This window comes from Herpetosiphonaceae bacterium (assembly GCA_036374795.1).
Lineage (GTDB): Bacteria > Chloroflexota > Chloroflexia > Chloroflexales > Kallotenuaceae > LB3-1.
On the sequence record DASUTC010000304.1, the window covers coordinates 1 to 16,484 of the forward strand.

Sequence of the window (16,484 nt, forward strand, 5' to 3'; positions counted from 1 at the left end):
GCTTCCAAGACCATAGCTATCGCAGAATAGTCGTAGCCGCCGCGCTTGATCGACGATGCCCCAGCCAGCGGATGCGCAATGTTCGGGGGAATGGAGCGGCACGAACCAGACGCACGCATACGCCAGATCCCAGAGACGAGAGCCGGGCGTCGCGAACTCCCAATCGATAATCGCGACGGGATTCGTACGCCGATAGACAATATTGTGCGTGGAGAGATCGTTATGGCAGATGACCTCCGAGCGACCGCTCGGATCGGCCAGGAGGCTATTCCAGCCGCCGTGCTCCCAGCGGAACGTGGTCGTGGCGTCGTGGAAGCGCCGGATCAGCCCGGCGACCGCGACGAGCGCCTGGTCGCTCGATACGTCGGGCGAGATCGGCTCCACGCCTGCATCGCCCTCCACCCAGCTAAGCACGTCACGGCCATCATCGTCGATGCCGAGCACATCGGGCACGGCCAAAAACCCAACCGATCGCAGGTGTTCAAGGAGCGCGTGGATCGGACGAGACGAGGCATGGCGCTGGCGTCGCACGGTATTCCCCACACGGACGGTGCCACGCGATCCGAGCGGTTCGTACGTTGCGGTGCTGTGTGATAGGCGCGTAGTCATGGAACTGGCTCATCATCCTTCAAGCTAGCTGAAATCACGATACGACGATATTATACCGCCTCGAGGCACAGATGGAGCATAACAAGATATTGCATCCGTCTATCATCGGCGAGTAGAATGACGACGGAGCGCTTTGCTTGCATAAGAGCAGCGCCACGTGTACGCTGCGTGCTCCGGCTGGCACCGGGCAGCACCGCACGATCCACGACTCACACCCGGCGATCAGCCCGGCAGCGATGGCACGCCCGTACGCGGCGACGGCTCCCCGGCGCTGCAACTTCGGTCGATCGTGATGTTTGGAGGACGTGCGGTATGAAGATCGCGATGATCGTGGCCCCGTGGTTCAGTGTGCCGCCGACGACGCACGGCGGCACGGAAACGCTCGTCAATGACCTTGTCGCGGAGCTCGTCGCGCGCGGCGACGAGGTGACGCTGTACGCCGTTGGCTCAAGCCGCACCTCCGCCATGCTCCGCTGCTGGTTCGACGAGCCGCAGGACGCGCATCTCGCCACCAGCGGTCGCGCGGCGGTGGAAGCGATGCACGCCCTCTTTGCCTATCGGGAGGCCGCACGCGCAGGCTTCGATCTGATCCACGATCATGCGGGCTTGCTCAGCGTGGCAATCGGCGCGCCGATGCGCCGCCCGCCGATCCTGCATACCATTCACCGCATCTTGACGCCCTCCAATCAGCCCTTCTACCGCCTCCTGGCGGAGTTCCCAGGCATGTATTTCAGCACGATCAGCCATGCCCAGCGCGGCAGCATGCCCGATCTGCCGAGCATTGCCACGATTCATAACGCGCTGGACCCAAGCATCTACCCGCTGGTGCGTGAGAAGGAGCGCTACCTGGCCTATCTCGGTCGGATGCGCGCCGAAAAAGGGTGCCATCTGGCGATAGCGCTCGCCCGGCGATCAGGCTGGCCCTTGAAGCTTGCCGGGCGCATCGACGATCCACACTTCTTTCACACGCAGATCGAGCCGCAGCTTGGACAGGGCATCGAATATGTGGGAGAAGTCAATCTTCAGGAGAAGGCCGAACTGCTCTCGCATGCCCGTGCGCTCGTCTTTCCCGCCCAGTGGGAGGAGCCCTTTGGACTGGTCGCGATCGAGGCGCTGGCCTGTGGGACTCCGGTCATCGCGATGCCTCGTGGAGGGCTTCGTGAGATCGTCAGAAGTGGCATTGATGGGTTCCTGGCCGATGACCTGGATGGGATGCTTCGTGCCCTCAAGAAGATTGACACGATCGATCCCGCAGCGTGCCGCCGCCGCGTCGAGGAGTCGTTTAGCCGCTCCACAATGGCGATCCGCTATCAGGAAGTGTATCGGCGTATCCTGGCGGGCTAGGCGCGTTGGGCGAGCCGCATCAGGGAAAGGTCAAGCGGGCCTTGCGCGTCTTCGCACTAGAGCAGGTTGCTCGTCTGTGGGTCGTCACACACGGGCGGCCCTTCGTGCTGTGACATAGCTCGAAAGGAGGAGCGAAGGAAAAGAATAAAGCGTGAAGAGCATAAGAGAACCGAGAAGCCAGCGCCGGACACTCGAAACCTGAAACGTCGAACGTGAAACGTGAAGCTTTGAACGACGACATCTTTCGTCCGTAGGCATCCCCCATCTCAGCACAACGGCCCCTTGCTCGCCCCCCAGGGGTGCTGTGCTCAATCATCCCGCAACGTTACCGCGCCTCCTGCACGGTCGGTTGAGAGCGACCGGTCCGCGGCAGGTAGTCATGTGCGCGCGCCATTCATTGCCAGGAGGTTCGATGATGGTACGAACGTGGCTCCGAATCATCTTGCTAGGCGTGCTCCTCGCGAGCGTTTGGAACGTGCCTCGGGCTACCGTGGCGCAAGAGATCGACCCACCGGGCCTGCAACCCAAGCATCCGAGTGGGCCTGCCGATGAATTGGAGGCAATGCGGCTGCCTGATCCGCGTCAGGCCGGCACGCGCTCTCCATACGCTCTGATCAACGTGCGATTTACGCCCGAAGGCGAGGGCGGCTCCTGGTCGGGCGAGCTGACGATCGATCGGAGCGAGAAGCTGGCGATCTTGCTGATTGCGTCCGAAAGCGCAGCCTGGCAGGTCCACCTGACATTACCTGACGGTCGGCAGCAGACGCTGGCTGAGCTGAGCGAACAGTCGGGCGGGAAACACGAAGTGACCTCGATCGGCATGGAAGAGATTCAGTATCCGGCGGAGCTATACACGATCTACCGCGCTCCGTCAGGCTCCTGGGGCGTGACCATTACGACCGATCGACCGCCGACCGATGGCTTTCTGGTCGTGTCGCCTGAAAGCACGTATGGCCTCTATAGCTATCTCACGACGACGGCTCTGGTTGAAGGACAACCGATCGGGTTTGGCGCCTATCTGTACGACGAGCCGCTTCCTGCCGAGCCAGCGCCGCCGGAAAAGGCAGATCAGGAGCCAGAGCCTCCCGCCACGCGGCCCGACATGCCCAGCCCGCTGACGGAGGCTTCCCTGGAGGGTACGATCGTCGTGCAAGCTCCCGGCGGCGAGGAGCGCATCCTGTCGCTGCTGGATGACGGCGGGAACGGAGATGACGAGCCGCGCGATGGACGGGCAGGTATGGTGCTGCCAGCCCTGGAGCCGGGCATGTATCGCGCCTCCGTGCGGCTGCGTGGCACCCTGCCGGATGGAACGACCATCGAGCGCACGAGCGAGCATATCTTCCCCGTGCTGCCAGCGTCGCTGAGCCTCACCGGCCAGGTATCCAGCCGGGTGATCGATGAACAGCGCCTTGGCTTGAGCCTGGAGGCCGAATCGCGCGCGGAGGTTCCGCCGCAGGCGCTAGTGTACGCCGAGGTCTGGGGTACGAATGCGAGCGGAGCGCTGATCCCGGTTGGCTGGACGAGCGGCATGGTAACGCCGCAGGGACAGGCTGGCGGCCTGGTGCAGCTAGAGCTGGAGTTCGATAGCCGCTGGCTGGCGCTGGCAGGAGCGACCGCGCCGCTGGCGCTGCGCCAGGTGCGGGTACAAGATCCCGATACCTTCGTGCCGCTCGCCACCGCCGACGAAATGCCGATCGAGGCGGGTGATCTTCCAGCAGGAGCATTCACCGATCCAGAGCGGATCGATCGTAGCGATCCCGAGCTGCGCATGGGACGGCGCAGCGAAGCGCAAAGCCGATCCGCCGCGCAGCGCAGCAGCCGCGCAGCGCAGCCATCACGTCGGGCAGCGGGCGGCACCGCGTCCGTAGCGTCGGGCGTGCAGCCGATCGCCTTCCGCGAGCCCCGATCGGCAGCCGCCGCTCGCGCTGGGAGCACAGCCGTGAACAGCCCGCTCCAGCAGATCCCCTCCGAGGGTATTTTCCTGGTCCACGGCTATTGCTCAGGGACGCTGTGGCCGCAGTGGGAATTTGATGACGGGCCGACGGTTGAGTTCAGCGATACCTTCCAGAATCGCTCGCACAACCAGTTTGCCCAGTTGATCGACCAGCAGGGCGATCAGGCCTTCTCGCAGGCTTACACGATCGTCGGGCATAGCCAGGGCGGCGCTGCGGCGCTCCACCTCTACGCCTACTACTGGAGCGGATTGGACTGGTCCCAGGCACCGCGCCGGATTCAGTCGGTTGGCACGCCCTACTGGGGTACGCCGCTCGCCGGTCTGCTCGCCTGGATCGGCCAGGTCTTTGGTGCCTCCTGCGGTGCAAACTGGAACTTAACGCAGCTGGGCGCGGCCCTATGGCAGGCGAGCATTCCCTGGTGGGCGCGCAATCAGGTATACTACGCGACGACCGCGCACGGCAACTGGTGGATCTTCGAGTCGATCTGTCATGCCTCGTCATTTATTCTCTCCGGCATCGATGACGGCGTCGTTTCCGTCTGGGCGGGTCAATTGCCGGGCGGCAACAATCTGGGGATGAAGCGGAACTGGTGCCACAGCGCCGGGATGGTCTATCCCAGGCAGTACACCGACTTCAGCCGCAATAGCGAGATGGATATTTACGGGCGCGTGAGCAATCAGGTCGGCGTCATACCTTCCACCGGAAGCTGCCCAACCGGGCAACTCGTCACCATCCACATGGACGATGAGGACAACAATAATGCCAACGGACGCGGCGGCTGGATTGGCGCGACGACGAGCACCAACAATACGACGTTTCGCTTCTGCCGCGTGCCGGGCAGCCTCTTCCGCGCGCTCTCGACGACGAACCAGCCGCAACGCCACTACGCGGTGCTGAAGCTTGGCTCGGTCTGCCCAGCGGGATCGGTTGAGTTTGGCCGCTACTTCGACAACGAGGACAACAATAATCAAAACTGGTCGTCGGGGCCGATTACTCCGAACGTCTCCACCAACAATACGACGCTGCGGTTTTGCCTCTTCCGCGCCGCATCGACGACGATGAGCGCGTTTCCTAACCTTGGCTTCTCCTATGGCGTCTTCGCGCCGGCCTCCTTCAGTCAAGCCCTGGCAACCGGCTATGTGTACACCGATGATGAAGATTGGTGGAACGCGAACGGGTATATGGCCGGCTCTGGCTGGATATCCGATGCGCAGCAGATCGTCAGCGGCGGATCGAACACGCTGATCAGGCTCGCCCGCGTCACAAACTAATCCTGTCGTCAGCCTGGATGCTGCGCGCGCAGAGAGCCTGCTATGGCGGTGCTCTCTGCGCGCGCCATTTCGTGCCTGCGAGCACTTGACAAATTGGGCATCGTAGTAAACAATTATTTATGCATAGCCCGGTCGGTCCAGATCCAACAAATCATCGCCTGTAACAGCCCAGATCCTATTTCGCACTACACCGCAGGGGCGGAATACGCCAGATACGTCGATCTCCATCACACTCAGCCTCAGGCGCATCCATGCGGGATTACGTAACGACTATCGCTGTGGCCTTTGAATCAACCCCGGCCAGCTCATTGGAGAGCTGGTCGTGAGCGCACGATGTTCGATGAAGGAGCATGCACCACACCCGATGCATACGATGAGCCGATCGGATCGGCGCGCGGATCACGAGCGCGCGATCATTCTACGGAGCCAGCGTCGCACGCGGCGATCTAGCAGGTGCGGCCTGCCGGATAGCCCGCACTAGGATACCGCCACGGCGAGCCTTGCCCTCGTTCCTGCAAATCCGGAACTTCCTCTTCGCCCCAACCGTGTCCAGCTCGACTTCAAGCACCACATGTAGCCAAACCTCACCTTAGGAGCAGCCTACGATGATGTCGGAAGACATTGAAGACATCTATAAGCTATCGCCCATTCAGCAGGGCCTTCTTTTCCATAGTCTGGCGGAGCCAGAGTCAGGCATGTATTGCGACTATGTGATCGGCAGCCTTGGCCCGATGGACCCGGCGCTGGTCGCGCGCGCCTGGCAGATCGTCATCGAGCACCACCCGATTTTGCGAACCGCGTTTGCGTGGGAAGATCTGGATGAGCCACTGCAATTCGTACAACGCTATGTCGCACTTCCGTGTGAGCAGCTTGACTGGCGCGACTATGCACCGGCGGAGCAAGAGGACCTGCTGGCGGCGTATCTTGAGGCAGACCAGCGGCGCGGCTTCGATCTGACGATCCCGCCCTTGCTTCGTCTCACGCTGATCCGGCGCGCCGATGACGTGATCTCCTATATCTTTACCTATCACCATCTGCTCATGGATGGCTGGTCGTTCGCGATCATCTGGGGCGAGGTGATTCAGTGCTACGAGGCATTGCTGGCCGGACGCGAGGTAGCGCTCACGCGCCGCCGTCCCTATCGTGATTACCTGACCTGGCTGCGTCGTCAGAATCTGAGCCAGGGCAAGGAGTACTGGCGGCAGGTGCTCGCGGGCTTCACCATCCCAACGCCGCTGGGCATCGATCGCGCGCTCAGTCCCGCTCCCGCCAGCGACGAACGCTATGCCCAGCAGGCAATAACGCTGCCGGCGGCGGTGGGAGCAGACCTGCAAACGCTGGCCCGGCAGCATCGGCTGACCCTGAGCACGCTGTTTCATGGCATGTGGGCGCTCCTGCTTGGGCACTACAGCGGCGAGGATGATCTTGTGTTCGGCTCGACATCGTCCGGTCGACCGGAGTCGCTTCGGGGCAGCGAGGCGATGGTCGGGCTGTTTATCAACACGCTGCCGCTGCGGGTCCGGCTGAGCCCGGATGAGCCGCTGCTCGTGTGGCTGCAACGGCTTCAGGAGCAGCAGCTTGCGCTCCGCCAGTACGAGTACACGCCGCTGGTAGAGGTCCAGCGCTGGAGCGATGTGCCGCCGGGACAGGCGTTGTTCGAGAGCATCGTGGTGTTCGAGAATTTTCCCGTTGCTGAGAACGCCCCATCAAGCGGCCAGCACGATACCCGCGATACCGTCACGTTCTTGCAGCGAACCAACTATCCGCTCACGATTGTCGTCCGGCTCCGTCAGGAGTTGACGCTGCGTATCGACTACGATAGCCGTCGCTTCGATGCCGCGACGATCAGGCAGATCCTCGGTCATATGCAGACGGTTCTGGAGGCGATCGTCGCCCATCCTGCGCAGCGCGTCGCCGAGATCGCGCTGATGACAGCGGCGGAGCAGGAGCATCTGCTGGCGGCCTGGAGCGCCACGACTGAGTATCCTCAGGACGATTGCCTGCATCTGCGCTTCGAGGCGCAGGCGGCGCGCACCCCAGACGCGCCTGCGCTGACTGACGGCGGCACCCGATTGACCTACCGCGAGCTATCGCACCGCTCGAATCAGCTCGCGCACCATCTCCGCGCGCTGGGTGTCGGCGGGTGCCCGCAGGGCGAGACGCGGGTTGCGCTGTACCTTGAGCGCTCAGCCGAGCTGATCGTCGGGCTGCTGGGCGTGCTCAAGGCGGGCGGCTGCTACGTGCCCCTCGATCCGACGTATCCCCAGGAGCGGCTGCGCTTTATGCTGGAGGATAGCGCCGTCCCGGTGATCATCACCGAGCGCGCGCTGCTGGCGCAGCTTCCGCCGAATGCCTCGACGGTCATCTGCATCGATCGAGACTGGCCGAGCATCGCCGCGCAGCCGACCACGCTGCCCGTAAGCGAGGTAGCTCCGCAGAACCTGGCCTACATCATCTATACCTCCGGCTCGACGGGCAGGCCAAAGGGCGTGATGGTCGCACACGCGCAGGTTGTCCGGCTCTTCAGCGCCACGCAGGCGTGGTTCCACTTCGACGAGCGCGATGTGTGGACGCTCTTCCACTCGGCGGCGTTCGATTTTTCGGTCTGGGAAATCTGGGGGCCGCTGCTGCACGGCGGTCGGCTGGTCGTCGTGCCCTACGGGATCAGCCGCACGCCTGAGGCGTTCTATGCGCTGCTCCGCTCCGAGCGGGTCACGGTGCTCAACCAAACGCCGACCGCGTTTCGCCATCTGATCCGCGCTGCCGAGGCTGCCGATACTCCCGACGAGCCTGCGCTGCGGCTGGTGATCTTCGGCGGCGAGGCGCTCGATCTCCGCAGCTTACACCCCTGGATCGACCGCTATGGCGACCAGGCTCCGCAGCTTGTGAATATGTACGGCATCACCGAGACGACCGTGCATGTCACCTATCGTCCGCTCGCGGCGGCAGACGTGCGGGCAGCGCCGGGCAGCCTGATCGGCGTGCCGATCCCTGACCTCCAGGTGTACCTCCTCGACGATCAGCTTCGGCCAGTTGCGCCAGGCGTGCCCGGAGAGATCTATGTTGGCGGCGCGGGTGTGGCCCGTGGCTACCTCAACCGGCCCGACCTGACCGCCGCGCGGTTCATCCCCCATCCATTCGACGGCGATCCCACGCAGGGCGCGCGATTGTACAAAACCGGCGATCGTGCCCGCTCCTTGTGCGACGGCGGCTTCGAGTACCTGGGGCGGATCGACCAGCAGGTCAAGATTCGTGGCTTCCGGATCGAGCTGGGCGAGATCGCGGCGGTGCTGCGGCAGCACGAGGCCGTGCGCGATGCCGTGGTGCTGGCGCGGGCCGACAACGGCGGCGAGCCTCGGCTGGTAGCGTACGTGGTTCCGAGCGAGAACCAGGGGGATACCACAGATGGTTCTCGGCTCTTAGTTCTTAGCTCGTCTCAGGAGCTCCACGCATTCCTGGCAGCGCGATTGCCAGAGTACATGGTGCCAGCCGCGTTTGTGGTGCTGGATGCGCTGCCGCTGACGACCAATGGCAAGCTCGATGTGCGGGCGCTGCCCATGCCGGAAACGCACAGCCTTACCGTTGAGCAGGGATTCGTGCCGCCGCGCACGCCCGTTGAGGAGCAGCTAGCAGCCATTTGGGCGGCGGTGCTCGGCCTGGAGCAGGTGGGGATACACGACAACTTTTTCTCGCTGGGCGGCGACTCGATCCTCAGCTTGCAGGTTATCAGCCGGGCAAATCAGATCGGTCTGCGTCTGAGGCCGACCCAGCTCTTCCAATCCCCGACGATTGCCGCGCTCGCCGCAGGGCTGCGCCCACACGAGGCCCAACCCGCCGAGCACACGGTCGGCGGCGGCACGGGCGCGCTGACGCAGTTGGATCAAGCGCAGATCGAGCGGCTGCTGGGAAGCGACCGGCAGATTGTCGATCTGTACCCGCTCACGCCAGTCCAGCAGGGCATGCTGTTCCACACGTTGTACGCGCCCGAGTCGGGCGTGTATGTCGAGCAGGTTCGCTGTCTGATCGAGGGGATGCTCGATCAGGACGCCTTCGAGCGCTCCTGGCAGCAGGTCGTCGATCAGCACGCGATCTTGCGTACCGCCTTCTTGTGGGAAGATCTCGACACACCGCTCCAGGTGGTTCGCGAGCCGGTACGTCTCCAGATTATCCGGCACGACTGGCGGGATCAGCCCGTCGCCGTCCAGGCCGAGCGCCTGGCCGCGTTTATGGAAGACGATCGTGTGCGCGGGTTCGACCTCCGATCGGCTCCGCTGCTGCGGCTGTCGCTGCTGCAACTGAGCGAAACGACGCATCAGTTCATCTGGACCGCCCATCACCTGCTGCTCGATGGCTGGTCGATGTCGCATGTGCTGGCCCAGGTGCTGGCATGCTATACGGCCTGGCGCGGTGGAGCCGCCGCCGCGCTGGAGTCCAGCCGACCCTACCGCGAGTATATCGCCTGGCTCCAGCAGCAGGATCTTGCGCGAGCCGAGGCGTACTGGCGGCAGCGGCTGGCCGGATTTACCAACCCAACGCCGCTGGTCGTGGATACTCCGGCAAAAAGCGCGACCGATCCCGGCAGCGGGTACGCGGAGCAGGAGGTAGCGCTTGCGGCAGCGCTGAGCGGCGGATTGCAGGCGCTGGCCCGGCGCTACCAGATCACGCTCAATACGCTGCTGCAAGGCGCATGGGCGCTGCTGCTCAGCGCCTACAGCGGCGAGCACGATATTGTCTTCGGCTCGACGGTTTCGGGCCGACCGCCGGAGCTGGCGGGCAGCGAAACCATGGTCGGGATGTTCATCAACACGCTGCCGGTGCGCGTCCAGGTGTCGCCGACGATCGATCTGGCGCAGTGGCTCGGCGAGCTTCAGGCGCAGCAGGTGGACATGCGCCAGTATGAGTACAGCCCGCTCGCGCAGATCCGCGAGTGGAGCGACATCCCGCGCGGACAGCCCTTGTTCGAGAGCATCCTGGTCTTTGAAAATTATCCGGTTGCCGAGGCGCTCAAGCAGCAGCCCGCCGGACTTGCGATTCGGGACGTGCGCTTCCTTACGCAGACGAACTATCCGCTCACGGTCAGCGCCGTTCAGGGACCACCGCTGACGATCCATGTCGCCTATGATGTCCACCAGTTCGATGCCCTGACGATCGCGCGGATGCTCGGTCATATCCAGACCATTCTTGAGCGTATGGTCGCCGGGCCTGAGCAGCGCCTGAAGGAGATTGCGCTAGTATCCGACGCCGAGCGCCGTCAACTGCTGGTAGAATGGAATACCACGACAGCGCCGTATCCGTCGGATCGCTGCCTGCATGAGCTGGTGGAGGCGCAGGTCGCGCGCATGCCCGACGCGGTCGCTGTGGCCTTCGAGGATCAGCGCCTGACCTATGGCGACCTGAACCGTCGCGCCAACCAGATCGCCCACCACGTGCAGGCGCTCGGCGTCGGCCCCGACATCCCGGTCGCGATCTGCATGGAGCGTTCGCCGGAGCTGCTCGCGGCGCTGCTGGGCGTGCTCAAGGCGGGCGGCTGCTACGTGCCCCTCGATCCGACGTATCCCCAGGAGCGCTTGCAGTTCATGCTGGCCGACTCGCAGGCGCCGATTCTGCTGACACAATCCTGGCTGGCCGCCGAGCTGCCCGCCAACGAAGCGCGCGTCATCTGCCTCGATGATGCGTGGTCACAGATCAGCCAGGAGTCGGACGCGAATGTCGATAGCGGCGTTGATCCCGATCATCTGGCGTATATCATCTACACCTCAGGCTCAATGGGCCGTCCAAAGGGTGTGCAGATCAGCCATCGCGCGATCGGGAACACCCTGTGCTGGTCGCAGCGCTGCTACCCGCTCACCGAGCTGGATCGCGTGCTGCACATCGCGTCGTTCAGCTTCGATATTTCGGTCTGGGAGCTGATCGGGCCGCTGCTGGCGGGCGCGCAGGTGATCATGGCGCAGCCCGGCGGGCAGCAGGACAGCGCCTACCTGGCCGAGCTGATGGCCGCGCGGCAGGTGACGATCGCGCACCTTGTGCCGTCGCTGCTGCGGATGGTGCTGGAAGAGCCGAGTCTCGAAGCCTGCCGGTCGCTGCTCAGGGTTTTCAGCGGCGGCGAGGCGCTGCCGATCGATGTAATGGCTCGTCTCCATGCGCGTCTGAAGGCGGATCTGATCCAGCTCTACGGCCCGACCGAGGCGTCGATCAATGCGACGCACTGGTTCTGCCAGCCGGAGCCGAACCTCCAACGTCTGCCGATCGGCCAGCCGATCAGCAACATGCAGATCTATGTCCTCGACCAGCAGCTTCGACCCGTGCCGGTGGGCGTGCCCGGCGAGCTGCATATCGGCGGCGCGGGCCTGGCGCGCGGCTACCTCAACCGGCCCGACCTGACCGCCGAGCGCTTCATCCCCGATCCCTTCAGCCGCGGGGTGCCATGCCCAGAGGGCACCCGGCCAGGCACCCGGCCGGGCGGTCGCCTGTATCGCACCGGCGATCGGGCGCGCTACCGCGCCGATGGCGCGATCGAATTCCTGGGCCGGGTCGATCATCAGGTCAAGATCCGGGGCTTCCGCATCGAGCTTGGCGAGATCGAGGCCACGCTGCTTCAGCATCCTGCCGTCCGTGAGGCGGTGGTGCTGGTGCGCGAAGACGTGCCCGGTGAGCACCGGCTGGTGGCGTATGTCGTAGCGGAACAAACGAACAAAGGAACTGGGCACGCGGAACCTGAAACTTGGAACTTGGAACTTGGAACTTGGAACTCGGAACTACGGAAGTTCCTGGCGGCGCGCCTGCCCGCGCAGATGATCCCCGCCGCGTTTGTCGTGCTCGATGCGCTGCCGCTGACGGCGAATGGAAAAGTTAACCGCCACGCGCTGCCGGTGCCGGACCAGACTCGACCCGATCTGGAGGCGGCCTTTGTCGCGCCGCAGAGCATGGTCGAGCTTGCGCTGGCTGAGATCTGGGCCAGCGTCCTGCGGGTCGATCAGGTTGGCGTCAACGACAACTTCTTCGATCTGGGCGGTGACTCGATCCTGAGTATCCAGCTTGCGGCGCGCGCGCGGCAGGCGGGGATCGATCTATCGCCTCGGCAGGTCTTCGATTACCAGACGATCGCGGAGCTGGCCGCCGTGGTTACGACCACCGCGCTGGCACACACCGACGACGCCCAGGTGACGGGAGCCGTGCCGCTGATGCCAATCCAGCATCGGTTCTTCGAGCAGGCGCGGATCGACCGGCATCACTTCAACCAGTCGGTGCTGCTGGAGCTGATCCAGCCGCTGGACTTCGCGCCGATCGAGCGGGCGGTCCAGCAGCTCGTGCTGCATCACGATGCCCTGCGCCTGCGCTTCGTCGAGACGCCGACCGGCTGGGAGCAGCAGCATGCCCCGCCGACCGATCAGCCGATCTGCACGCGCTTCGACCTTTCGGGCCTTGCAGAGCCGGATCAACACGCAGCGCTGAAAGCGACCGCCGCCGAGCTCCAGGGCAGCTTCAGCCTGGGGGACGCGCCGCTGATGCGTGTTGCGTACTTCGATCGGGGAGCGCTGCCCGGCTGGCTGCTGCTGATCGTCCATCATCTGGTGGTCGATGGCGTCTCCTGGCGGATTCTGCTGGACGACCTTCAGACCGCCTACTACCAGATCAGCGCGGGACAGCCCGTGACGCTGCCGCCCAAGACGACCTCGTTCAAGCACTGGGCGGAGCGCCTGCATGCCTACGCGCAAACGCCGGAGGCGGCGCAGGAGCTCGACTTCTGGCTCACCCAGAGCGACCGGTATGCCGTGTCGCTGCCGGTGGACGATCCTGTCGGCGAGAATACGGTTGCTTCCAGCGGAAGCGTGACGGTTGCGCTGAGCGCCGAGGAAACCGCGCACCTGCTGCACGACGTACCGGGGGTCTATGCGACGCAGATCAACGATCTGCTGCTGACCGCGCTGGTGCTGAGCTGCGCCGACTGGCTCGGAGAGCGCGGGCTGCTGCTCGATCTGGAAGGCCACGGACGCGAAGATCTCTTCGACGGCGTGGATCTCTCGCGCACGGTCGGCTGGTTCACCAGCCTCTTTCCGGTCTACCTGGACCTGAGCGATGCCTGGGAGCCGGGCACGGCGATAAAGAGTGTCAAAGAGCAGCTCCGGCGGGTGCCCCGGCGCGGAATCGGATATGGTATCCTGCGCTATCTGCGCGCTGATTCCGAGGCTGTGGCACAGCTCCGCGCGCTGCCCAGGGCGGAGATCAGCTTTAATTACCTGGGACAGTTCGACCAGGCCCTGCCCGAAGCAGCGCCATTTCGGCTTGCTACGGCGGCGTATGGGCCGGAGCACAGCCCACGCGGTGAGCGGCAGCACCTGATCGACATCAACGGATTTGTGGCCGCAGGCGCGCTCCAGATGACATGGACGTACAGCAGGCATGTTCATCGGCAGGCGACGATCGAGCGCCTGGCCCACGGATTCATCGCCGAGCTGCAAGCGCTGATCGCCCACTGTCTCTCGCCCGACGCCGGAGGCTATACGCCGTCGGACTTTCCGCTGATCGGCCTCAACCAGCAACAGATCGATAAACTGATTGCCAATGCTCGTACCATCCAGGAAGGATAATGACCATGCCCATGCAGCACAACACCATCGAAGATATGTACCCTGTCTCGGCGACACAGCATGGCATGCTGTTCCATAGCCTCTACGATCCCGCCGGTGGGCTGTACGTCGAGCAGCACCACTGCACGCTTCAGGACGACCTCCGGCTGGACTCCTTCGAGCACGCCTGGCAGCAGGTCATCAACCGGCACGCGATCTTGCGCACCGCCTTCTTGTGGGAAGATCTCGACGAGCCGGTGCAGGTAGTGCATCGCCATGTCAGGCCGCCGATCGAGCAGCACGACTGGCGCGACCTGTCGGCGATCGAGCAAGACGAGGCGTTCGGCGATCTGCTGGTCGACGAGCGCCGCCGGGGCTTTACTCTGGGCAAGGCGCCGCTGCTGCGTCTGACGTTGTGCCGGATCGCGGACGACACCTATAAGTTACTCCTGACGAGCCATCACATCCTGCTGGATGGCTGGTGTATTCCGCTGGTGCTGCGCGAGTTCTTTACCTACTACGAGGCGCATTGCAGCGGGCGAGATGCGCGGCTGCCCCGCCCACGACCCTACCGCGACTATATCGCCTGGCTCAAACGGCAGGACCATGCGCAGGCCGAGGGCTTCTGGCGCGAGATGCTCGCGGGGTTTACCGCGCCGACGCCGCTGCGCGTGGAGCGCGCGACCGCGTCTGCGGACCATCAGGCCGACGCCTACCAGTCGCAGCGTGCAGTGCTGAGCGAGGAGACGACCGGGGCGCTGCAAGCGCTGGCTCGCCAGCAGCGCGTGACGCTGAGCACGGTGGTCCAGGGCGCGTGGGCCGTTCTGCTGAGCCACTACAGCGGCGAGCGCGATATCGTCTTCGGCGTGACCGTCGCTGGCCGTCCACCGGAGCTTGCTGGCGTGGAGCAGATGATCGGGCTGTTCATCAACACGCTGCCGCTCCGCGTCCAGGTAACGCCCGAAACATCGATCCGTGACTGGCTCCAGGCACTCCAGCAGCGGCAGCTTGAGCTGCGCCAGTACGAGTATACGCCGCTGGCGCAGGTGCAAAAGTGGAGCGATATTCCGGGCGGCACGTCCTTATTCGATAGCATTGTCGTCTTCGAGAACATGCCCGTGTATCAGTTCGCCGACGAGACAGTGCAGGGCACGACCTCGCGGCTGGCAATGCGCGACATCGAGACGGTCGAGACGACGAACTACCCGCTGACGGTGCAGGCTGTGCCGGGCAAAGCGCTTGAGGTGCGGATCGGGTACGAGTCCAGCCGCTTCGAGCCGGAGACGATCGAGCGGATGCTGGGCCACTTCCAGACGATTCTGGAGCAGATCGCCGCCCAGCCGGATCAGCGCCTGGCGGATCTATCGCTGCTGACGGCTGCCGAGCGGCATCTGCTGCTGAAGACCTGGAACGCCACGGAAGCGCCAGGACTCGACGCGCAGAGCGTGCCGCAGGTGTTCGAGGCGCAGGTCGCTCGCACGCCCGACGCGGTCGCGCTGATCTTCGGCGATGTCCAGTTGACGTACCGTGAGCTGAACGAGCGCGCCAATCAGCTCGCCCACTATCTCCAGGCACGCGGCACCATGCCTGAGACGCGGGTCGGGATTTGTATGGAGCGCTCGATCGAGCAGGTGATCGCGGCGCTGGGCATCCTCAAGGCAGGCGGCGCGTACGTGCCGCTCGATCCGGCCTATCCCCAGGAGCGCCTGGCGTTTATGCTGGCGGATGCTGGCGTCTCGGTGCTGCTCACCGTCGAGCGTCTGGAGTCGGCGCTGCCTGCGCACGCGGCCCGGATGGTGCGGCTGGATACCGACTGGCCGCAGATCGCGCAGGCTCCGGCCAGCGATCCGCCCCGCCACACGCTCGCCGATGCGCTCGTGTATATCACCTACACCTCCGGCTCGACCGGCAGGCCCAAGGGGATCGCGATGACGCACCGGGTGCTGCTGAATCTGCTGGGATGGCAGGTCCGCCATAACGTCCTGCCGCCGGGCGCGCGGACGCTCCAGTTCGCTTCGCTCAGCTTCGATGTCTCGTTTCAGGATTTGTTCAGCACCTGGGCAACGGGCGGCACCGTCGTCAGCATCACCGAGGAGCAGCGGCGCGATGTCGTCAATCTGGCGGCGCTGCTGACGGAGCAGGAGATCCAGCGGCTGTTCATTCCGGCAGTTGCGCTCCAGCAGGTCGCCGAGGGCTTCCGCGTCGAGCAGCACGGCAGGTGTCGGCTGCGGCAGATCATCTCCGGCTCGGAGCAGCTTCAGCTTACGCCGGCGATCACGGCGATGCTCCGGCAGCTTCCCGACTGTACGCTCTACAACGAGTACGGCCCGTCGGAGGCGCACGTCGTCACCGCGCTCACGCTGCCGCGTCAGGTCGCGGACTGGCCCAGGCGTCCGGCGATTGGCCGTCCGATCGACAACACGCAGATCTATATTCTGGATCAGCGCATGGAGCCGCTGCCGGTGGGCGTGCCCGGCGAGCTGCATATCGGCGGCGTGCAACTGGCACGCGGCTACCTCAACCGGCCCGATCTGACGGCCTCCATGTTTATCCCCGATCCCTTTAGCACAGCGCCGGGCGGTCGGCTGTATCGCACGGGCGATCTGGCGCGCTATCTCCCCGATGGCAGCATCGAGTTTCTGGGTCGCATCGATCATCAGGTCAAGATTCGCGGCTTCCGCGTCGAGCCCGGCGAGGTAGAGACGGTGCTGGGCCAGCATCCGCAGGTGCATGAGAGC

The 16,484-nt window shown here is 64.4% G+C and carries 6 protein-coding genes; 5 read left to right on the plus strand and 1 reads right to left on the minus strand.

Annotation, left to right across the window (positions count from 1 at the left end):
- A partial coding sequence (locus VFZ66_23655; protein ID HEX6292205.1) for an aminoglycoside phosphotransferase family protein occupies positions 1–609 on the minus strand: 609 nt, incomplete at its 3' end.
- A gap of 137 nt (positions 610–746) precedes the next feature.
- On the opposite strand from VFZ66_23655, the gene VFZ66_23660 reads away from it, so the two are divergent.
- The 5 genes from VFZ66_23660 to VFZ66_23680 form a co-directional block, all read left to right on the plus strand.
- The gene (locus tag VFZ66_23660; protein HEX6292206.1) at positions 747–902 is read left to right on the plus strand and encodes a hypothetical protein; all 156 of its coding nucleotides are present in this window, start codon (positions 747–749) and stop codon (positions 900–902) included.
- Positions 903–921: 19 nt separating this feature from the next.
- Positions 922–1,953, plus strand: a complete 1,032-nt coding sequence (locus tag VFZ66_23665) for a glycosyltransferase family 4 protein (GenBank protein ID HEX6292207.1) — start codon at positions 922–924, stop codon at positions 1,951–1,953.
- Between the two features lie 412 nt (positions 1,954–2,365).
- The gene (locus tag VFZ66_23670) at positions 2,366–5,179 is read left to right on the plus strand and encodes a hypothetical protein (GenBank protein HEX6292208.1); all 2,814 of its coding nucleotides are present in this window, start codon (positions 2,366–2,368) and stop codon (positions 5,177–5,179) included.
- Positions 5,180–5,784: 605 nt separating this feature from the next.
- Positions 5,785–13,767 carry an amino acid adenylation domain-containing protein gene (locus VFZ66_23675; GenBank protein HEX6292209.1) on the plus strand — a complete coding sequence of 2,661 codons (7,983 nt, stop codon included), beginning with the start codon at positions 5,785–5,787 and terminating at the stop codon, positions 13,765–13,767.
- A gap of 5 nt (positions 13,768–13,772) precedes the next feature.
- The coding region (locus tag VFZ66_23680) for an amino acid adenylation domain-containing protein (GenBank protein ID HEX6292210.1) at positions 13,773–16,484 on the plus strand (2,712 nt) is incomplete at its 3' end.

Excerpts from the sequence above, each read along its gene's own strand:
- VFZ66_23665 (HEX6292207.1), top strand. The coding sequence starts at position 922 with ATGAAGATCGCGATGATCGTGGCCCCGTGGTTCAGTGTGCCGCCGACG.
- VFZ66_23670 (HEX6292208.1), top strand. The coding sequence starts at position 2,366 with ATGATGGTACGAACGTGGCTCCGAATCATCTTGCTAGGCGTGCTCCTC.
- VFZ66_23675 (HEX6292209.1), top strand. The coding sequence starts at position 5,785 with ATGATGTCGGAAGACATTGAAGACATCTATAAGCTATCGCCCATTCAG.